This window comes from Magnetofaba australis IT-1 (assembly GCF_002109495.1).
GTDB lineage: Bacteria > Pseudomonadota > Magnetococcia > Magnetococcales > Magnetococcaceae > Magnetofaba > Magnetofaba australis.
Genome location: NZ_LVJN01000020.1, coordinates 280,314 through 301,914 on the forward strand (window position 1 = coordinate 280,314; position 21,601 = coordinate 301,914).

A 21,601-nucleotide genomic window follows, 5' to 3' on the forward strand; every position below is an offset into this window, starting at 1 on the left:
GACTCCATGGCGCCGTTTTTTATCGATAGACCCATCTTCGCGTGGGTGATTGCGCTGTTCATCATGCTGGCGGGGGCGCTGGCGATCAAAAGCCTGCCCATCGCCCAGTATCCGCCCATCGCTTCGCCGCAGATCTCCATCACCGCCTCCTATCCGGGGGCCACGGCGCAAGCCATGGAGGACACCGTCACCCAGGTGATTGAGCAGCAGATGACCGGCCTGGACGGCATGCGCTACATGTCCTCCAAGAGCCAGTCCAGCGGTACAGCCACCATTACCCTGACCTTCGATAACGGTATCGATCCCGACATCGCGCAGATGCAGGTGCAGAATAAGCTGCAACTGGCCACGCCGCTGCTCCCCTCCGCCGTGCAGGAACAGGGCATGCGCGTGGCCAAGTCGGTGCGCAACTTCCTCATGGTGGTGGCGCTGGTCTCCGAGGATGGCGCCATGGACGTGGCCGACCTGGGCGACTACATGACCAGCCGCCTCAACGAGCCCATCAGCCGCGTGCCTGGGGTGGGCGAGATTACGCAATTCTCCTCCCAATACGCCCTGCGCATCTGGTTGGATCCGGCCAAGCTCACCCAATTCGGCCTCACCCCCGCCGATGTGGCCGCCGCCGTGCGTGCGCAAAATGCGCAGATCTCCGGTGGTCAGTTGGGCGCGCTGCCCAATATTGAAGGTCAGCAGATCAATGTGAGCGTCACCGTGCAGAGCCGTCTGCGCGACCCGGAGGATTTCCGCAAAATCATCCTGCGCACTGACGCCGACGGCTCGACCGTGCGGCTTGCTGACGTGGCGCGGGTGGAGATCGGCAGCGAACGCTACGACAAGGCGCCGCGCTTCAATCGTCAGCCCGCCGCCGGTATGGCGATCCGTCTGGCCACCGGGGCCAACGCCCTGGAGACCGCCGATGCGGTGCGCGCCAAAATGGAGGAGCTGGGCAAAGCCTTCCCGCCGGGTCTGAAAGCGGTCTACCCCTACGACACCACGCCGTTTGTGCGCATCTCCATCGAAGGTGTGGTGCAGACGCTCATTGAAGCGGTGTTTTTGGTGTTCCTGGTGATGTGGGTGTTCTTGCAGAACTTCCGCGCCACTTTGATCCCGACTATCGCGGTGCCGGTGGTGCTGCTGGGGGTGTTCGCCATTCTTGAGGCGCTGGGCTTCTCCATCAACACCCTGACCATGTTCGCCATGGTGCTCACCATCGGCCTGCTGGTGGATGACGCCATCGTGGTGGTGGAGAACGTCGAACGGGTGATGCGCGAAGAGGGGCTGCCCCCGCGCGAAGCGACGCGGCGATCCATGAAGCAGATCACCAGCGCCCTGGTGGGCATCGCGCTGGTGCTGTCGGCGGTGTTCGTGCCCATGGCCTTCTTTGGCGGCTCAACCGGGGTGATCTACCGGCAATTCTCCATCACCATCGTCTCGGCCATGCTGCTGTCGGTGCTGGTGGCGCTCACCCTCACCCCGGCGCTGTGCGCCACCATGCTCAAACCACTGAAAAAGGGCGAGGACCACTTCGCCCATCACGGTCCGTTCGCGTGGTTCAACAAGGGCTTTGAGAAGCTGGTGGGCGGATACCACCGCAGCATCGGCGGCATTCTCAAGCGTCCGGTGCGGATTCTGCTGATCTATCTGGCGCTGGCGGTGGGCATGGGCGTGCTGTTCCAACGTCTGCCCACCTCGTTCCTGCCCGATGAGGACCAGGGCATTCTGTTTGCGCAGATCGTGCTGCCCGCTGGAGCGACTCAGGAGCGCACCATGGAAGTGATCAAGCAGGTTGAGGATCACTTCATCGCCAACGAGCAGAAGGCCATGGCCTCCATTATCACTGTGGCCGGCTTTAGCTTCGCCGGTTCCGGGCAGAACATGGCCATCGCCTTCGTGCGCTTCCGTCCGTGGGAAGAGCGCGACGATCCCTCACTAAGCGTTAAGGCTGTTGCTGGACGCGCCATGGGGGCGTTTTCCAAAATCCGCGACGCCATGGCCTTCGCCTTTGCTCCGCCTGCGGTGTTGGAGCTGGGCAGCGCCACCGGCTTCAACTTCCATCTACAGGACCAGGCCGGACTGGGTCATGACAAGCTGATGGCCGCGCGCAACCAGTTCCTTGGCATGGCGGGCAAGAACCCCAACATGGTGGGGGTGCGCCCCAACGGTCTGAACGATACGCCGCAGCTGCAAGTGGAGATCGACCACGCCAAAGCCACCGCATTGGGCGTGGCGGTGAGCGACGTCAACAATGTGCTCTCCAGCGCCTGGGGCAGCACCTATGTGGATGATTTCGTGCATCAGGGGCGGGTCAAAAAGGTGTTTATGCAGGCCGATGCGCCTTACCGCATGCAGCCAGACAATCTGAGTCAATGGCATGTGCGCAACAACAAGGGCGAGATGGTTCCCTTCTCCGCCTTTGCCGACTCGCGTTGGACCCAAGGCTCGCCGCAGCTGGAGCGCTACAACGGTCTGCCGTCATTGGAGATCGCCGGACAACCGGCGCCGGGGATCAGCTCCGGCGACGTCATGGCGCAGGTGGAGGAGATGACCGCCAAACTGCCCACCGGGGTGGGCATGGCGTGGACCGGCCTCTCCTATGAGGAGCGTCTGGCCGGGGCGCAGGCGCCGATGCTCTATGCGCTGTCGGTGCTGGTGGTGTTCCTGGCCTTGGCGGCGCTGTATGAGAGCTGGAGCGTGCCGTTTTCGGTGATGATGGTGGCCCCGTTGGGGTTGCTGGGCGCGGTGGCTGCGGTGCTGCTGCGCGGGTTGCCCAATGACGTCTACTTCCAGGTGGGCCTGCTGGCCACCATTGGTCTCTCCTCCAAAAACGCCATTTTGATTGTGGAGTTCGCCAAGTCGCTCAATGAGCAGGGCATGGGACTCATCGAGGCGGCGTTGGAGGCGGCGCGCATCCGACTGCGCCCGATTCTGATGACCTCGTTGGCGTTCGGTTTTGGCGTGTTGCCGCTGGCCATCAACACCGGCGCGGGCTCGGGCAGTCAGAACGCCATCGGAACCAGCGTGCTGGGCGGCATGGCGGCGGGCACGCTGCTGGGCATCTTCTTTGTGCCGCTGTTCTTTGTGGCAATCCGCAAAGTCTTCAGCAAAAAATCCCCCGTTTCTTCCTGATCGCTCTTCATTTAAGAGCGATTCCCCCACCCCCGGCGCTTCGGTGCCGGGGGATTTTTTTGGGCTGACCGAGAGGGGGGGTATAGTCGCTAGAATTGAAACTGAACACAGTGATGGAAGCTTAAAGAGACTGGGGCTTCGCCCCAGACCCCACACGGGCGCTGCCCGTGACCCGCGAGGCCAAAGGGGACAAAATCTCCCTCGACCTGCCAGGAGGGACGCCCTCCTAGACCTCGGTGAGTTGGCTTTTGAGCTCACATTCATGATCTGTGCTTGTCCATTTCTGATTTCTAACGAGTATATAGTCACCGCAATTCAGAATTGCACAGGCTCCTCAATGTTTGTGTGACACAGGTAAAGCTTGCGCTGACTCTTGGCCTCCGGCTGGCCGGAGGCGGGATTGATTCGGGCCATCCATGGCCCTCACCCTGCGGGCTCGCTGCGCGAGTCCGATTTGGCCATCCTGCCAAATCGTCATAGGGTCTGTGACCCTTAAGCGGGTGTGGGCGGAGCCCACGGTGTAGCTGTTGATCTTGGGAGCTCGAGGGCGTAGCCCTCGATATCTTTCATGACCAATACCCAAACTGTCCGATTCTGATTTCAACTGACAATATAGCTGCGTCAAACGATTTGAGTCGGCTTCAAGGAGTGAGACGCAACGACACATGCGCCACTTTGAGACAGAGAAGGCGAAACCTGTCCCGTTTTTGCTTCTCGTGACGACCGCCTCTCGGACAGCCAAAAAAAACGGCTCCTGATAGCAGGAGCCGTTATTGTGACTGCGACGACCAGTTTCTTAGGGTGTGAACGAGGTGCAGTTCAAACGCCCAATCATGGTGGTCAAGCCGTAGGCTTTGACGATGTCGTCATACTGGTCGCTGCCCGTGCCGCTGGCGCGCATTTTTCGCGTCGGGTTATCAACGCACAGATTCACACCACCTATCGCCGTGGCGTTGTTGCCGTTGAAGGTGTTGAAATCGCTGCTGTCATCGGCGCCCGCAGAGGTCTTGGACTCACTGCGCCCCGGGCTCATCACCACAAACGCCACGTTGGTTTCATTGCTGCTACAGGTCGAATCTGTGGGGCTGGCGATGTGAAGCACGCCGGTGGAAATAGCCGCAGCCGCGGCGGTTTGTAGATCCTGACAGAAGTTGGCGCTGGTGGAGGAGGTCCCGCCATTGTCCAGCGGATCGGACAGATCAGTTGCAGCGGCGCTGACGTAGATGGCGTAGCGATAGTAGTTGCCCCAGGCATCGGCGCCGGAATTGAGCCCCAGGGTGGTAAAGGGCAGGAAGCCTATTCCCGAACTTGCGGTTCCAGAGCCGCCAACCACCTCAACGCCGGAGGTGCCGGTGGCGGCGGGTCCGGGTAGGCGATTGTTGGCCAGAGCAAAGCCCTCAATGGCCTCGACAATGGATTCCATCTCGGTTTTGGTGGCGGCGGCGTTGCCGAAGTCGGTGGCGCCGGGCAGGATGGAGAAGCTGATGGAGAGGATGATGCCGATCACCACCAGCACAATGGACATCTCCACCATGGTGAAACCAGAGCGGCTATGAGATGTGTGCGCTTTCATGAAATCTGTCTCATTTGGCTGAAAGTTAAGGTGGTTAAACAATGCTGTTTGGGTCATAAAACCGCCTCTTAAGGCGCGCCATTGGGGCAACTGGTGTGTAGCGTGGCGTCATAGACGCATTCAAGATCATAGATGGTTTTGATATCCGTGGCTGTGAGCGCCGACTCAAATACGCGCAGGTCATCGTAATAGGCCGGATTGTTCGCAGAGGTGTTGCTCAACTCAAAGGCGGTTGAGTTGGTGATGGATTGGCTGATCGAGGAGCCAATCTGCGAGCCGTTCCGATAATAGGATATCGTGTCGCTGGTTCCATTGATGACAATCGCCACTTGGTTCCACACCCCGCGAGAGATCGTATCCGACAGATCGTTGACCGTACTGCCAACGTCAAACTTCATCGCCAGGGAGCTGCTGTAGAGAGAAGAGACCTGGTTGCTGGGCGTGCTGAGCGTGATGCCCAAATAGTCGGTGTTGGTCAAACTGGCGTCAACTTCTTTCACCCAGAGCGTGAAGGTGGCGTCTGTGGGCGTGCTGCTGGTGTAGTTGAAACTGATTGTGCAGTCGCCGATATAGATTGCGGCGCCTGTGCCATAGCGGTCAATATTCGACACATAGGATGCGCTGCAACCACTGCCAATATTGTCATTGGTGTTGCTGTTGCCATCGCTGATGGTGCTGCTTGAGGTGATGGAGCCGGTGGCGCCGCTCCCGGTCACGGCGATGAGGCTGTCTGAGACGCCTATGCTGGTGTTGGCCAAGGGGTCAGTGCCGGTGCCGGAGGAGAGAAAACTCTGTGCGCTGGCCGCCGAGCGCGTGGACTCACCGGTATCGATGGCGTTTTTGCAGTAGCTGTAGAGCAGGCTGCTGGTATCGGTATAGTCAAACACTTGCGAATATGTTTTGTACCACACCTGGTCATCGTATGTGGAAGAGGCGATTTCGCCGGTATCGTTGAAGTCCAAGGCGGTGGCGTTTTCATTGTCGCCGTCAAATGCGTAGTCGCCGCCGTTGTTATCAGCGTTGGTGGGGCCGCCGCTGGCGATGATCAGGGGGATGTTCTGGCTGCTGGAGCCGGTGGTGTGGATATAGCTGCTGCTGACCGAGCTGGGCGTCGTAATGTTGATCTGATAGGTCCGCGTGGTGGCGGGCGTGCCTTCAATGGCGCGACACAGGGCCTCGGAGGTCGAAGGAGTCGAGGTGCTGTTGGTGGCCAACGGATTGGTCAGATTGATATCGGCGTCGCTGTTGTCGGTATCTTTGCGATAGCCGACGTCCACCCCATAGCGGTAGGGGTTGCCGTAAGGGTCGAGATTGGTGCTCAATCCCAACGTAACATAGGGAATCCAGCCAACGGCGTTGGTTCCGGTGCAACTGGTTTCCGCCACGCCATCCAGATCGGAGTCGGGGCAGGGGAATTTGTCGTTGGCGCGCGCATAACCGGCGAGCGCCTGGAACATCATGTCGACATCGTCGGTGTTCTGACTCTGCAGCTGCGTGTTGCTTTGGATCTGGGTTTTGGTGATTTTGTTGAGGGTGGTGTTCATGAACACACCCGCCGCCAGCAGCAGCAGCGCGATGACGGCCAGCAGAGCGATGCCGGATTGAGAATTCGGTGTCGTGCGTGGCGTGGGAGCGATCATAGAGGGCAAACTCACTTGATGTCATTGCGCGAATAGAACGTTCGACGCGCCAAGGTTTAACGAACACGCGACCAGCGGCTGTCAAGACTTCATCAGGTTTGATTCCAGAGCCTAATATTCGCCATCCTCTGTGTTTAGCTCAAAATTAACACATTGAAAAGATATTTCAATGAACCGTCGGTTTGCATTAGGGCTTTCAATTAGCGGCGTGGATCACCGTTACCCGGTCATATACGCCAGTCTCATCCAGCAAAGTGATGGCATAGCTCCCGGGGGTCGTCATTTGTAGGGAGAACCGTTCGCCCTGATGTGTTTGTTTGCCATTGAGCAGCCAATAGTGTTGCGCGCTGTCACCGCCCAGCGCGCGCAGCTCAAGAGTGGGGGGCGGCGCGCCGGGGCCAGCGCGGCGGATGACGTCGCCATCGCGGGCGCCGACAATGCGCAGCGGCGCGGCCACTGGCGGCGCCTGTTGCGGCGCGCAGGCCCACTCGGGCAAGGCAGAGCGCTGCAGCCGATTGGGCGAGAGCCATGGCTCCAGTCGTGTGGGCCAGCGCGCGAACTCCCGGGTGATCACGCGCCGCGCGCCGCATCCTGACGCATCCACCCGCTTGCCGGAGTCGGCGTCCAGCGCCAGGGAGACGCGCAGAGGGCGCCAATGATCCAGGTCCGGCAGGGTGGGCGGGACTGCCCCACCCAGCGCCCAGGCCATGCGCTTCTCATGACATAGCTGGGGTTGATGCGGATCCGGCAGGGTTCCCAGCGGCCAACAGATCTCCACATGGGAGACCGAAGGCGGCGGCGCCTGGGCCGCGCTCCACTGTTGATGGCGCGGCAGCGAATCGACGATATCGAACAGCAGCGGCAGGGCGGAGATCGCCCCGTATTGACCGGGGGAGGGGGTCCCGTCCGGACGCCCCACCCACACGCCGATCACATAGCGGTCCGAAACCCCCATGGCCCAGGCGTCGCGAAAGCCGTAGCTGGTGCCGGTTTTCCACGCCAATTTGCGTGATTGCGCCATGGCCAGTCCCGCATCCCGCGCCACGCCGGGGCGATGGCTGGCCAGCATATGGCGCACGATCCACGCCGCGCCAGGGGTGAGCAGACGACGCTCCTGCAACGGCGCATGGGGGCGCAAGCGCAGCGCGCCGGAGAGCCCGCCCCGCGCCAGAGCGGCATAGGCGCCGGTGAGCTGCTCCAGCGTGACGCCCGCGCCGCCCAGGATCAGCGACGGATTGGGCCGCGCCCCGCTCGGCAGGCTGAGGGTGAGCCCACCCTGACGCAGTCGCGCCGAGAACAGATTGGCGCCGATGCGGGTGAGCAGATCCACCGCTGGCACGTTGCGCGAACGCGCCAACGCCTCGGCGGCGCTGAGTGGGCCGAGATAGGCGTGGTCGAAGTTCTCCGGCGCGTAGTCGGCAAAGGCGCGGGGCACATCGGACAGCAGCGACTGCGAGTGGATCAATCCCTGTTCCAGCGCCAGCGCATAGACGAACGGTTTGAGGGTGGAGCCCGGCGAGCGCGCCGCCTGCACGATATCCACTTGGCCATGGGCGGCGTCATCGTGGAAATCCGCCGACCCAGCATAGGCGCGCACCAACAGGGTATCGGACTCGACGATGAGCGCCGCCGCCGAGGTTCCGGCGGGGGTTCCGTTGATGCGTGTGGTGAGTCGCTCCTCCAGCCGCCACTGCAACCCGGCGTCGATGGCGCTGACGATGACGCCACGCTCAGCGCCGCCCTCCTGTTTCAGCCGACGCGCCAGGATGGGGGCCAGAAACGGCGCGCGCGGGGTTTGCGCCCACACCGTCTCCATGCGCGCATCGGCCACTGCTTGCGCACTCCAGACGCCTTGATCCAGCAACCGTTGCAGCACCTTGTCGCGGGCGCGACGGGCGCGCTGCGGGTAGCGGTCCGGGCGCAGGCGCGAGGGGGCTTGGGGCAGCACCGCCAGCAGCGCCGCTTCGGCGTGACTCAGTTCGCGGGCGGATTTGCCCAGATAGGCGCGGCTGGCCGTCTCCACCCCCTCCAGCGGACCGCCAAAAGGGGCGTGGTTCAGATAGAGGGTGAGGACTTCGGCTTTGGAGTAGCGCCACGTGAGTTGCAGGGCGCGCAGGATCTGCCGCAGTTTGCCGCTGTAGGTGCGGTCGTGGGGCTCCAGCAGGCGGGCGACCTGCATGGTGAGGGTGGAGCCGCCGGAGACGATGCCGCCGCTGCGCAGATTCTGCCAGGCGGCGCGCAGCAGGGCGATGGGGTTGACGCCGGGGTGGATAGGAAACCAGCGGTCCTCATACCCGAGCAGGGCTTCGAGGTAGAGCGGCGAGACCTGTTCGGGGGCGATGGGGCGACGCCACACGCCGCGGCTGTCGGCGAAGGCGCGCAGGGGTTCGCCGTGGCGATCCACCACGGTGACCGCGTCCTGGCCTGTGGGCGCGGGCGGCGGATAGAGCCGATCAAGCAGCAGCAACGCTCCCAGGAGCAGAAGCGTCGCCACGCCCAGGCGCAAAAAGATGCGTCGCATCAAGCCAGTACAAACTCAATGATGTGCGCATTGCCCTCGTGTATGCGCAAAAGCAAAACTCACGAGGGTCCAGGGAAATCATTTCCCTGGCGGGTCGAGGGCAGAGCCCTCGTGGGTGCAGGGCAAAGCCCTGCTGGGTCCAGGGCAAAGCCCTGGCGGGGTTTGGGGCTGAGCCCCAATATCTTTCCTCTTCCCCGCCAGTTTTAGTCACAGTCTTAAGGCGCTGTGGCCGGGATCACCGTCAGGGTGGTGGTCTTGCCCATGGCGCGGGTCTCCGGGTCGTACATATCCTCCGCCGCCAGCGCGGGCCAGGTGTAGGTTCCCGGGGTCACCGCGCGCACGATGGCGTAGAGGTGAATGGGGCGGTAGGAGCTGAACTCCACCGCCGCCGCATAGCGATCCTCGCGGAACTCCTGGTGGCGGATGGCGTCGCTGCGCATCTCCTGGGCTGGTTTGACGCCGGACAGCTCCAGATCCGCCAGGGTCTCGCCCTTCATTACCGCCGGATTCTCCAGCTCCAGTCCGGCGGGGATGCGCGCCTCCAACAAGCCATGTTCGATATGTTCATCGCTGTGCACGGTCATGTGCATCACAAACAGATCGCCCGCTTGCAGGGGTTGCTCGGGATCCACCGCCTCGCCGTCCATGGTGAATAGATCGCGCTCCACCGACAGCCCTTCAGAGACCGGCGCGGGCGGAATCGCCGGATAGCCGGTGACGGTGGCGCGGGCGTGCAGCAGGCCAGACTCAGGCGGGCTGATGGCCAGATCCTGCCAGGTCTGCGCATCCAGCCACAGGAGCCCTTTGGGTTGGCGCAGTTCCAGCGTCTGTTTCTCGCCATTGCGGGTCAGCGTGACGCGACGCGGCTCGCCCGCCTGGGCGTCCAACGCCGGGCCCACCGCCGCCAGGAACGCCGCCAGCTTCTCCTGGGTGCTCAGGTAACGCCGCTTGCGCAGTTTCTCCAGCAGATCCACCAGCAGTTTGGCGCGCGCCTCGGGCAGCGCGTCGTGCCGTTTGAGTAGCGCCGCCGCCAGGGCGGTGTCGCGCAGCGGCCCGCCGTAGTGCAGCCACGGCGCATCCTTTGTAGCGATGCTGGCGACGCCGCGTTCAACCAGATCCAGTCCGCGGGTTTGATCCCCTTGCAGCAGCAGCGCCAAGCCCAGATGGATGCGCGGCAGGCCCGCGCCATCACTCTGTTCATGCTGCGCCAGGGCGCGCAGGTCCGAGAGTGATGCGCGGCCCAAGCGCGCCAGCACATAGCCGGCGTAGGCGCGCGCGGCGAACACGTTGGCCTTGGACTCGGCGTTGCGCAGGGTCTTGCGATGCCCTTTCAGTTGCCACGTCAGGTGGCTCAGGGTGCGTTTGAACTGCGCCTCCGGGACCGCAAAGCCGCGCTCCTTGGCGCTCTGCATCAGGTCGCCCACATAGGCGGAGAGCCATGGCTCCAGCGGGCTGTCGCCGCTCCACAGGCCATAGCCGCCGGTGGGGCGCCACATGCCGCCCAACCGCTCGAACGCCTTGCCGATCTGCTCGGCGCGCTCGGCGCGGCTCATCTGCTTCAAGCCATAGCGCTGCGCCAGCGCCTCATCCACATACAGCAGCGGGAAGGTGCGGCTGGAGGTCTGCTCCAGGCAGCCGTAGGGGTACTGCACCAGTCCGCGGAACATCTCGCGGGCGTTGAGAATGGGCTCCGGCGAGAGCTGCAGCCACAGCTCGGCGTTGCCGGGCATCAGGCCAGCGAGCAGAGTCCCATCCAGTGTGAATGGTCTGTCATTGGCGCTGATGATCGCCTCCTGCGCGCGCCGCAGGGCGGTAAAGGGGCTGCGCACGGCGATGGGCCAACGGCGCGTCAGATCGATGCCCTCACCGCGCACTTTGACTGTTGCGGCTCCCACGCCGGGGGCGCCGGTGGTGGCGATGGGGAAGGTCAGGACGCGGCGCTGTTGGTCAGCCAATTCGATGACCTGGAGCGGGCCCTGAACAATCAGCGGCGCTTGCGCTTGCATCTCCACGCCCAGCATGAGCGTCTGCCCGCTCAGATTGTGCAGATCCAGCGTCATCACCGACTCATCGCCCACCGACAGGAAGCGCGGCAACGAACTCTCCGCCACCAGCGGCGCGGCCACGGTGACGTTGCTTTCCGCCGAGCCAAAGGCGTCGGCGCTGAAGGCCACCGCCATTAGTCGCAGGCTGCCGTTGAAATCCGGCACATTCAAAGAGACGTCGGCATGGCCCTCGGCGTCCAGCGCCACCGGACCGCTGAACAGGGAGACCAGACGCACCTCGGCCTTCTCCTTGGCCCCACGGCGCATGCGCGAAAGGTCCGCGTCACCGCCGAAGCGCAGCGTGGCGCGCTCGCCCGCCACCAGTTCGATGATGCGCCCATAGAGATCATAAGAGCGCGGGATCAACGCCTTGCGGCCAAAGAACTGGCTCCAGGGGTCGGGGGTTGTGAAGTCGGTGATGTTGAGAATGCCCACATCCACCGCCGCCACGGTGACCATGGCGGTTTTGCCTTTGAGCGCGGGCGCGTCCACGCCCACGGAGAGGGTGGTTTCCGGGACCATCTTGGCCGGCGCCGTCAGCTTGACGGCCACCTTGCGCACGCTGCGATCCAGCGGCAGGTGGATCACCCCCATGGCGCGGTTGGGGGTGATGCGGTCGGCGTCGGAAGCGGGGCGGAACGCCAGCACGGTGGCGTGGATGTCATGGCGGTCCCACGCCGCATCCACCGGGATCTCCACCACCGTCCCCTCGGCGGGCAGGCTCACGCGCTTCCGCCACAGGATCCTGTCGGCCTCCACCAGCACCAGGGCTTCGCCGCCATGGGGCGGTTTGAGGGTTAGACGCGCCACGTCGCCGGGGTTGTAGGCGTCGCGGTCCCAAGTGAGCCCGACCCGGTCCGGGCGCACCCCGGCGGACTGCGCGCGCTCATTCCAGCGCCATCCGGCTTCAAAACGGTGCAGGCTCTTCAGGCCGGTGGCCGGATCGACCACCTCAATGCGGTAGCTGCCCCACTTGAGCGGAACCTCTACATGGGCGGCGGCGCCCGCGGCGATATCCAGGGTGCGCTGCAGCACCGGGTAGTGGTCGTCAGAGTACTCCACGCGCCAGCCAGTGGAGCTGAAGCTCCAGTGGTACTGGCGCTCCTCATGGATGACCGTCACCGCCAAACCCTTGGCCGCCAGTAATGACCCATCGGGCGCGGCGCGCACGATCTCGATGGTCAGATCCTGGTCCGAGGGGGCGTAGTCGCCGCTGTAGAGCGGACGCACCCCTACCAGGGCCTCGGCGGGCCAGACGGTGCGGGTCAGCGAGCGGGTCACCGGGCGCCCGCCGCTCTCCAGCAGGCTGGCGGAGAGTTTGAACGCCACCGGCGCGGTGGGTTTCTTGTCCAGGGGCGGGAGTTTGAAAGCAAACGCGCCCTTGGCGTCCAGCTTGACGTCATCAAGGGTGCTGCGATCGCCCAGTTTGTCGCGTTGGGAGGCGTCGCCGAAGAAGTATTTGGGCAGGGATTTGACCGGATGGGGGTCGAAGCGGCGATTGACCACCCGTTGCAGAGTGTTGCCCGCCGCCGGGGCGCCGTAGAGGTAATCCCCCTGTACCGAGATGGCCCACTCCTGATCAGGCTTGAGCGTCTCGGCCTCGCTGGAGAGGGTGAGCTTCATGCGCTCGGGGAGGAACTCCTCCACTTTGAGGGCCAGTTCGGTGGTGGGCTGCTTGTCCGCCGGATCGGCGCGCAGGGCGATGCGCCAGGCGCCGGTGGCGGCGTCGGCGGGCAGTTCAAGGGTCTGTTCATAGTAGCCCAGCTCCCCGGCGCGGGGGTCCGGGCGCAGGGTGAAGCGCTTGGCCTCCTTGCCGTCAGGGCGCAGCAGCACGCCGCTTACCGGACGCGCGGCGATGGGGCGGCCATCATGATCCCGCGCCAGCACCGACAGCGGGAACGACTCGCCGGGGCGGAACAGGTCGCGCGGCAGATAGGCGAACAGTTCAACCGGGCGGTGCGGCTGGCCGTCGATGGGGAAGGCGGAGAGATCCAGCGCCGGTTCGGCAAAGGAGAGGAAGGAGAGTTGATTGCCCAATTCGGCGGTGAGGAAGCCGTCGGCGGCGTTGCGCCGTTGCAGGCGGGCGCGGCCTTCGCTATCGGTGCGGGCGTGGGCGATCACCTTGCCCTTGCGGGTGCGCAGGGTCAGCTCCACCTGCCCCAGCGCTTTGCCGTCGGCCAGCGACTGGGTGAAGATCTCCACATGCTCGGCAAAGGCGCGCGCGTTGATGCCGATGTCGGTGATGGTGAAGGGCAGGGCGCGATAGTCGTCAAATTTGCCCGGTCGCTCCATCACCGCCAGATAGAGCCCCGGCTGGGTCAATTGCGGGATCTGTTTCACCGCAATGTGGGTGGTGACCTGGGCGTTGGGGGCGTTGGCGGTGGCGAAGCGTCCGGCGTAGACCAGATCGCTCAAGCTGGTCATGCGCTTTAAGCGCCATTCGGAGGGGGCGCCATCCCAACCCAGATAGTACTCACTGACAAAGGCGGCCATGTTATCCGGCTGAATGCGGAAGAACTGGATGTCCACCTCCGGCACATTCACCGTCATCACCGGCAGACCGGCGCCCACTGAGGCGGGCAGCACCGCTTTGCTGCTGGCGAAACCGAACGCCGGGCGCACCTTTTTGGTGGTCAGCTTGCCGCGGGCGTTGCGCGCCAGTTTGGCCCCGGAGAGGGCGGGCAGTCCGGCGCGGAAGAGGATCTCATAACGGGTCTGCGGCTCCACATGGGGCAGGAACAGTTGCTGCGGATTCTTGCCCACCACCCACGCCGCCGATAGCGGTTCGCCGCCCTGGCTGGTCTGAATGTGGTTCTCATACAGGATGGTGCTGTCCAGTGGTTCGGAGAAGAGCGCCATGAGAGCGGGCGCGCCATCCAGTTGCCGCTCCTCCATTTTCAGCACGGTGAGCGGTTTGTCGGCGGCGCGCGCCAGCGGCGCGGCGAGCAGACTCAGCAGGGTCAGGGCCAGAAGCAGAAGGCCAAAGCGCGTAGCGCGTTGTGAGGTCGGCATCGTCGTTCTCCCGCTGGGGGCGGATTATGGGCTGGATCAAATTCTTGTGTGGCGCGCCCGTGCGGTCGGTTGCGCCATACTGTGTTCAGGAGTGTGACGGCGCCATGGGGCAAAAGGCAACCTGACTTTCGGGTTAAAGAGGAGGAGAGAGCGTTTTCTCTTGCTAGATGAACATCGTTCATTTATAAATTGAACAGTGTTCAGTTCGCGCGGGATTCCGTCGCAGGGCGGAATGCGCCAGTATTGATCCAATTTTGGATAAATTGAGGAGAGCGACATCATGTCCAGCCCGCTGCATTTTTTGCGCACCACGCGTTTTTTGCCGCTGTTCGTCACCCAGTTTCTCGGCGCGTTCAATGACAATCTGTTCAAGAACGCGGTGGTGATTCTGGTCACCTTCACCCTGGCCGAGCGCATGGGGGCCGACGCCGGGGTGCTGGTGGCCGCCGCCGCCGGGGTGTTCATTCTGCCCTTCTTCCTGTTCTCGGCCAGCGCCGGTCAACTGGCCGATCAGCGGGAAAAATCGCGTCTGATCCGTCGCATCAAACTAATCGAGATCCCCATCATGGGGCTGGCCACGCTGGGGTTCTGGCTGGGCAACGGCTGGATGCTGCTGGCCACGCTGTTCCTGATGGGAACACAATCGACCTTCTTTGGCCCGCTCAAATACGGGATTCTGCCGGACCATCTGCATGAAGATGAACTGATCGGCGGCAACGCCTGGATCGAGACCGGGACGTTTATCGCCATTTTGTTGGGCTCGATTATCGGCGGCGTGGTGATCGCCAGCGAGGGCGGCGCCCAGGCGATCGGCTGGATGCTGCTGACGGTGGCGGCGCTGGGCTTTGCCGCCAGCCGCTTCATCCCCGCCGCCGAGCCGCAACGGGGCGGCGGCGCTGCGCCCATCGATTGGCATGTTCCCCGCGCCACCGGCGCCATCCTCAAACAGGCGCTCAGCGAACGGGCGTTGCGGTTGTCGATTCTGGGCATCTCCTGGTTCTGGCTGGTGGGGGCGGCGTTTCTGTCGCTGTTTCCCCTCATCGGCAAGGAGCTGCTGGGGGCCACGGCGGGGGTGGTGACGCTGTTCCTGACCCTGTTCTCGGTGGGCATCGGCATCGGCTCCATGTTGTGCAACAAGCTGCTGGCCGGGCGCGTGGATGCGCGCTATGTGCCGGTGGGGGCGCTGGGCATCACCCTGTTTGCGGCGGATCTCTATCTGGCCCTCTCCGGCGTGACCCCGAGCAGCGCCGAGTCGCTCGGGGTGGGGGCGTTCCTCTCCACCTTCCTGGGGTGGCGGGTGAGCGTGGACCTGATGGGGCTGGCGGTGAGCGGCGGTCTGTTCATCGTGCCGCTGTATGCGCTGCTGCAGACCCGCAGCGAGGAGGGCGAACGCAGCCAGACCATCGCCGCCAACAATATCGTCAATGCGGGCTTCATGGTGGTCTCGGCGCTGGCGGTGATGGCGCTGCGTGGGTTTGGCGTCGGCCTGCCGGAGATCGTATTGAGCATCGGCCTGATCAATCTGATCGTCGCCATCTATGTGGTGGGGCTGCTGCCCGACGTGGTGCTCAAGCGTCTGCTGCAAGGGGTGTTGCGCCTGCTCTACCGGGTGGAGGTGAGCGGCGTTGAGCACTTCGCCGCTGCGGGCGAGCGGGTGGTGATCGTGGTCAACCACCTGTCGTTCCTGGACCCGGTGCTGCTGGCGGCGTTTCTGCCCGAACGGCCCCTGTTCGCGGTCAACAGCGGCATCGCCAAACGCTGGTGGGTGCGGCCTTTTCTGCACCTGGTGGAGGCGTACCCGGTGGATCCGGCGGACCCCTTCTCCATTCGCGCCATGGCCCGGCGGGTGGGCGAGGGCAATCGCCTGGCGATCTTCCCCGAAGGGCGCATCACCGTCACCGGCGCGCTGATGAAAGTCTACGAAGGCCCCGGCGTCATCGCCGACCGCGCCGACGCAACCTTGCTGCCGATTCAACTGGAGGGGGCGCAGTACACCCACTTCTCGCGCATTCGCGATAAGATCAAACCGCGCCTGTTCCCCCACATTCGCATGACCATTCTGCCGCCCCGGCGCATGCAGGTTCCCGCTGAGATCAAGGGGCGCGGACGGCGTAAGCGCATCGGCGCGGCGCTGTATGACCTGATGTGTGAGATGCAGGTGCGCAGCGGCAACGATGCGCGCACCCTCACCGACGCCCTGGCCGATGCGTGGCGCATCCATGGCGACGAGCGGCCCATTCTGGAGGACATCACCCGCAAGCCGGTCACCTACGCGCGGGTGATGGTGGGGGCGCAGGCGTTGGGGCGTCCATTGGCCGCCTTCACTCAGCCCGAAGAGGCGGTGGGGCTGCTGCTGCCCAACAGCGTGGCCACGGTGAGCACATTCTTTGGCTTGTCGGTGACGGGGCGGATTCCCGCCATGCTCAACTTCAGCGCCGGGCCCGCCAGCATCGCCTCGGCGGCGCGCACCGCCTGTCTGAAGAGCGTGGTCACCAGCTGCAAATTCATCGCCGCAGGCAAACTGGAGCCGGTGATCGAGGCGCTGCAAGCCGACGGGCGACGCATCGTCTATCTGGAGGAGATTGCGGCCAACATTGGCCGTGTGGACAAGCTGCGCGCGTTGGCGGCGGCGTGGCGGCGGCGTCTGGCGCGTCCAGCGCGCAAGCGGGCCGATGAGGCGGCGGTGATTCTCTTCACCTCCGGCAGCGAGGGCGCGCCCAAGGGGGTGGTGTTGAGCCACCGCAATCTGCTGGCCAACTGTCAGCAGCTCTCGGCGCGCTTGGATTACGACGCCACCGACCGCATCTTCAACGCCCTGCCGGTGTTCCACTCCTTCGGCCTCACTGGCGGTCTGTTGTTGCCGCTGCTGTCCGGCGTGCGCGGCTTCCTCTACCCCTCGCCGCTGCACTATCGGGTGATTCCCGAGTTGGTCTACGACACCAACAGCACCATCCTTTTCGGCACCGACACCTTCCTGGCGGGCTATGCGCGGGTGGCCAATGCGTATGATTTCTACTCCCTGCGGCGGGTCTTCGCCGGGGCGGAGAAGGTGCGTCAGAGCACCCGCGATGCGTGGTTTGAGCAGTTCGGTCTGCGCATTCTGGAGGGGTATGGCGCCACCGAGACCAGTCCGGCCTTGAGCGCCAACACCGCCATGCACTGCCGCATCGGCACGGTGGGGCGGCTGCTGCCGGGCATTACCTATCGATTGGAGCCGGTGCCCGGCATCGACACCGGCGGGCGACTGGTGGTGCGCGGCCCCAACGTGATGAAGGGCTACTTGAAGGCGGACAATCCCGGCGTATTGCAGCCGCCTGCCGATGGCGAGTATGACACCGGCGACATCGTCTCCATCGACGAAGACGGCTTCGTCACCATTCAGGGTCGGGCCAAGCGTTTCGCCAAAATCGCCGGGGAGATGATCTCGCTGGGCGCGGTGGAGGAGGCGGTGGGTCGGGTGTGGCCGGGCGTGCCCCACGCGGTGGTGAATCTGCCCGATGCCCGCAAAGGCGAAAAGCTGGTGCTGGTGACCGAGCAGGAGGGGGCGCACACGGCGGCGCTGCGGCAGGCGTTCCAGGTTGATGGCCTACCGGAGTTGGCGCTGCCCCGGGAGATGATCGTGGTCAAGAGCATGCCGCTGCTGGGTACGGGCAAGTTGAATCACCCGGCCATTAAGCAGCTCGCTGTGGAGGCGGGTTATTGAGATTGGGGGCGGCTTTCGAGTCGGCACAATTTGGCATGTGATATTTGGCGAAGTGGAGATATCGAGGGCTGCGCCCTCAGACTCCCCTAAGATCAACAGCCACACCGTGGGGCTTCGCCCCACACCCCGCTGGGGTCGCAGACCCCAGACCTCGGAAGATCGCGCCAATCAATGTCGCGATCTTCCAAGTGTCCAGCTTCGGTCCGTGTGAGCAGATCTGTGCGAATGGCGGATCGGTTTACGCCAAGTGCTGCTTGAAGAAGGCCAGGGTGCGATCCCAGGCGATCTTGGCCTGCTCGGGGTTGTAGCGCGGGGTGGAGTTGTTGTGGAAACCGTGCCGTGTGCCGGGGTATTGGAACGCCTGATACTCCGCTTCGCTGGCCTTGAGTTCCGCCTCGTAATCCGCGCGGGTGGCGTTGACCTTGGGATCGTCCTCGGCGTAGTTCATCAACAGCGCCGCGCGAATCCGCCCCACGCTCTCCAACGTCGGCGCGCGGCCATAGAACGGAACCGCCGCCGTCAGCTCATCGCCCAACTCCACCGCCAACTGGTTCACCGCCCAGCCGCCATAACAGAAGCCCACCGCGCCCAGCTTGCCGTTGCACTGCGGGTGCGCTTTGAGGAACTTGGCGCCGTTGAGCAGATCGGTGAACAACTTCTCCTTGTCCAGCGACTTCTGCATCACCTTGCCATCGTCGTCATTGCCCGGATAGCCGCCAATGGGGGCCAAGCCGTCCGGCGCAAAGGCGAGGAACCCCTCCGTGGCCAAGCGCCGCGCCACATCCTCAATGTAGGGGTTGAGGCCGCGATTCTCATGAATCACCAACACCGCGCCGAAGGTCTTGCCCTCGGTGGGGGTTACCAGATAGCCGCGCATTTTGCCGGAGGTCCCGCCCGGCGAATCATAGGCGACGTACGCTGGTTTGATGCGTGTATCGGTAAACGACACCATCTGCGCCTCGGCATAACGCGGCAGTAGCGCCTGGGCCATGGCCAGACCCGCGCCCCCCGCCACCGCCAGGGCGCCGGCGCGGTCGAGGAAGTCCCGGCGGCTCATGGTGGTGTGGCAGTAGTCGTCATACAGATCATAGATGCGCGGATCGATCTGATCGGCGGCAATCGTGGGTTGCTTGGAGGGGGCGTCGTGATCGTGCTTGCTCATGGAACTCTCCTGCGCGCGGCGGCGCCGATGCGTCAAAATAGGGAAAAATGGTGTACAAATCCGGCTAATTCCCAACTTTTCGAATCTGATTGTGACAAATCTCCCGGTTGGGCGCCATCGTGGAAATGGTCCGCATGGACGATTTCTCCGCCCGACGACGGGGCGCATGTTGACTCGCGGGCGGCAAGGCGACACGCTGGAGCGTAGCCAACCGCCAGGGATGAGACCGGATGTCGAAAAAGCGTAAGAATCTGCACAAAAAACGGCGCGCAGCCAAAACGCCTGTGGCTCCAACGCAGAGCGCGCCTGCGCCTGTTGAATCAACAGCTTCGGCGATGGAGACGCCGTGGCGGGAGCGTGCGTTTGACCTCTACGTGGCCGGAGACGCGCCCGGCGCGCTGGCGGCGGCGCAACAGGCCGCCCATGCGGATGATCCCTATCTGCTCAACCTGATGGCGCTGTGCCATTGGCGCTTGGGCGCGGCCGAGCAGGCGGTGGCGCTGTGGCGGCAGGCGGCGGATCTCAAACCCGACTACGCCGAGCCGCACTTCAATTTGGGCGTGATGCTGCAAGAGGCGGGGCTGGGGGAGGCGGCGGAAACCTCCTACAAGGCCGCCATCGCCGCGCAGCCGGAGCATCTGAATGCCCATAACAATCTGGGTTCCCTACTGGAGCGCTCAGGCCGCGCCGCCGAGGCGGAAGCGTTCTACCGCGCGGCGATCCGCATTCAACCGGACTACGCCCCGGCCCACGCCAACCTGGGGATTACGCTGATCTCCCTGGATCGTCCGGAGGAGGCCGAGGCGTGTTTGCGCGAGGCGGTGCGTCTGCAGCCGGACACCCTGACGGGGGTGGCGCCGCTACTGCGCTTTCTGCGTCAACAGGGGCGCCCGGCGGAGGCCGCAGAGGCGTGCCGCGCCGCCATCGCCCATCAGCCCCAGGAGGCGCGGCTCTACAACACTTTGGGCAATCTGTCGCAGGAGATGGGCGACGCCCGGGAGGCGTTGGCACACTATCAGCGCTGTCTGCAGCTGGCCCCGGATTTCGCCGATGCGCATTTCAACTTGGCGCTGCTGCAGGAGCGTGGCGGTGACGAGGAGGCGGCCATCGAGAGCTACAGTCGCGCCCTCAACGCCAATACCGACCACGTCGCCGCATTGAGCAATCTGGCGCGCCTGCTGACCAAGCATCAACGCTTGGAGGACGCCGACCTCATCTATACGCAACTGCTGCGGGTGCGCCCGGATGATGTGGAGGCGCTGAACAATCGCGGCAACGTGCTGTGCGAGTTGCAGCGCCATGACCAAGCCGAAGGGCTCTATCGCCGCGTGCTGGAGCTGGCGCCGGACCGCGCCGCCACCCATGCCAACCTGGGCAGCGCGTTGGCGACGCTGAAACGCTACGCGGAGTCCGAAGCGTGCTATGCGCGGGCGTTGGCCATCGACCCCAACTGCGTGCTGGCGTGGATCAATCAGGGCGCGCTGCTGATGGCGCGCAAACGCTTTATGGAGGCCGAAGCCAGTCTGCGGGAGGCGTTGGCGCGCAATCCCTTGTCGCCGGAGGCCTACTCCAACCTGGGCAATCTGTTGGCCGCCACAGGCCGGGAGGAGGAGGCCAGAGCGGCCTTCTCCCAAGCGATTTTGATCAAGCCCGACTATGCGGCGGCTCATCGCAACCGCTCGGTGATCATCCGCTTTTCCGAAGGTGATCCCAATTTCTCCGCCATTGACTCCCTGCTGCAGCGCGGCGGTTGGGGCGATGGCGATTGGGCGCATCTGCACTATGCGGCGGGCAAGGCGTGGAGCGACATCGGCGAGCATGGGCGCGCCTTTGACCATTTTCAGCAAGGGGCGGCGCATCGCCGCAAAACCATCACCTACAGCGCTGATTCCACCGATGTGGAGATGGCCGCCATCGCCCATTTTTGCGACCCCCAGTGGATCGCATCGCGCCGCTCGGAGCCTGCTCCGACAGACGCGCCCATCTTCATCGTTGGCATGCCGCGTTCGGGCACCACGCTGGTGGAGCAGATCGTCGCCAGCCACCCGGATGTGCATGGCTGCGATGAGTTGGAGTTCCTCTCTTTGGCGGTGACCCAGCGCTATCAGTCGGATCCGCGTGGCGTGGGGCGCTTCCTGGAGGGGGTGACGCCGCAGACGGTGGCGCAGATCGGCCAGCAGTATCTGCGCGAGGTGGCGGGGCTCAATCCCACCGCGCCGCGCTTTACCGACAAGATGCCGGGCAATTTCCTCTATCTGGGCTTCATCGCCGCCGCACTGCCGCAGGCGCGGGTCATTCACGTGCGGCGCGATCCTGCCGACACTTGCGTCTCCTGCTTTACCACCTATTTTGGCAGCGGACAGAGTTTCAGCTATGATTTCAGTGAGCTGGCTCGCTATTATCACGCCTATGCGCGGTTGATGGCGCATTGGCGCACGGCGTTGCCTGCGGGGATGATGTTGGAGGTGGACTATGAAGCCCTGGTGGCCGAGCCGGAGGCCAATACGCGGCGCATGTTGGAGCATTGTGGCTTGGATTGGCATCCCGGCTGTCTGGATTTCCACCAGAATCGGCGTCCCATTCAGACCGCTAGCGTGATGCAGGCGCGTCAGCCCCTCTATGCCAGTTCGGTGGGGCGCTGGAAGCGTCACCGCGCGCAACTGGGGCCGCTGCTGACGGCGTTGGGACCGCTGGGGCCGTCCCCGGATGAGCTGGGTTAGGTGGGTGACGCAGCGGATAAGCACGAAACGAAAACGAGGCAAAGTTGGACATTTATGGCCGACTTTGACGGGGTCTGGGGGCCGCGCCCCCAGCGGGGT

At 64.0% G+C, this 21,601-nt stretch carries 8 protein-coding genes; 3 read left to right on the forward strand and 5 right to left on the reverse strand.

What is annotated here, in order from left to right; translation table 11 throughout:
- The first annotated feature begins 6 nt into the window (after positions 1-6).
- On the forward strand, positions 7-3,126 hold the full coding sequence (locus MAIT1_RS13505; protein WP_085443453.1) for an efflux RND transporter permease subunit: 3,120 nt from the start codon (positions 7-9) through the stop codon (positions 3,124-3,126).
- A gap of 796 nt (positions 3,127-3,922) precedes the next feature.
- On the opposite strand, the gene MAIT1_RS13510 is transcribed toward MAIT1_RS13505, so the two are convergent.
- The 4 genes from MAIT1_RS13510 to MAIT1_RS13525 form a co-directional block, all read right to left on the reverse strand.
- On the reverse strand, positions 3,923-4,699 hold the full coding sequence (locus MAIT1_RS13510) for a type II secretion system protein (RefSeq protein WP_158089493.1): 777 nt from the start codon (positions 4,697-4,699) through the stop codon (positions 3,923-3,925).
- 68 nt (positions 4,700-4,767) lie between these two features.
- Positions 4,768-6,339, reverse strand: a complete 1,572-nt coding sequence (locus MAIT1_RS13515; protein WP_085443455.1) for a LamG domain-containing protein — start codon at positions 6,337-6,339, stop codon at positions 4,768-4,770.
- A 196-nt stretch (positions 6,340-6,535) separates the two neighbouring features.
- Positions 6,536-8,860, reverse strand: coding sequence for a penicillin-binding protein 1C (gene pbpC / locus MAIT1_RS13520; RefSeq protein ID WP_085443456.1), 2,325 nt, complete (start codon positions 8,858-8,860; stop codon positions 6,536-6,538).
- Positions 8,861-9,075: 215 nt separating this feature from the next.
- Positions 9,076-13,917: an alpha-2-macroglobulin family protein gene (locus tag MAIT1_RS13525; protein ID WP_085443457.1), complete on the reverse strand. Its 4,842-nt coding sequence runs from the start codon at positions 13,915-13,917 to the stop codon at positions 9,076-9,078.
- 280 nt (positions 13,918-14,197) lie between these two features.
- Between MAIT1_RS13525 and MAIT1_RS13530 the strand changes: the two genes are divergently transcribed.
- Positions 14,198-17,620, forward strand: a complete 3,423-nt coding sequence (locus tag MAIT1_RS13530; RefSeq protein ID WP_085443458.1) for an acyl-[ACP]--phospholipid O-acyltransferase — start codon at positions 14,198-14,200, stop codon at positions 17,618-17,620.
- 238 nt (positions 17,621-17,858) lie between these two features.
- Here MAIT1_RS13530 and MAIT1_RS13535 read toward each other — a convergent pair whose 3' ends face one another.
- Positions 17,859-18,782, reverse strand: a complete 924-nt coding sequence (locus MAIT1_RS13535) for a dienelactone hydrolase family protein (protein ID WP_085443459.1) — start codon at positions 18,780-18,782, stop codon at positions 17,859-17,861.
- Between the two features lie 230 nt (positions 18,783-19,012).
- On the opposite strand from MAIT1_RS13535, the gene MAIT1_RS13540 reads away from it, so the two are divergent.
- Positions 19,013-21,502, forward strand: a complete 2,490-nt coding sequence (locus MAIT1_RS13540; protein ID WP_085443460.1) for a tetratricopeptide repeat protein — start codon at positions 19,013-19,015, stop codon at positions 21,500-21,502.
- The last annotated feature ends 99 nt before the right edge of the window (positions 21,503-21,601 follow it).

Bases quoted from the DNA above. Each gene is read 5' to 3' on its own strand.
- MAIT1_RS13505 (WP_085443453.1), top strand. From the start codon at position 7: ATGGCGCCGTTTTTTATCGATAGACCCATCTTCGCGTGGGTGATTGCG.
- MAIT1_RS13510 (WP_158089493.1), bottom strand. From the start codon at position 4,699: ATGAAAGCGCACACATCTCATAGCCGCTCTGGTTTCACCATGGTGGAG.
- MAIT1_RS13515 (WP_085443455.1), bottom strand. From the start codon at position 6,339: ATGATCGCTCCCACGCCACGCACGACACCGAATTCTCAATCCGGCATC.
- pbpC (WP_085443456.1), bottom strand. From the start codon at position 8,860: ATGCGACGCATCTTTTTGCGCCTGGGCGTGGCGACGCTTCTGCTCCTG.
- MAIT1_RS13525 (WP_085443457.1), bottom strand. From the start codon at position 13,917: ATGCCGACCTCACAACGCGCTACGCGCTTTGGCCTTCTGCTTCTGGCC.
- MAIT1_RS13530 (WP_085443458.1), top strand. From the start codon at position 14,198: ATGTCCAGCCCGCTGCATTTTTTGCGCACCACGCGTTTTTTGCCGCTG.
- MAIT1_RS13535 (WP_085443459.1), bottom strand. From the start codon at position 18,782: ATGAGCAAGCACGATCACGACGCCCCCTCCAAGCAACCCACGATTGCC.
- MAIT1_RS13540 (WP_085443460.1), top strand. From the start codon at position 19,013: ATGTCGAAAAAGCGTAAGAATCTGCACAAAAAACGGCGCGCAGCCAAA.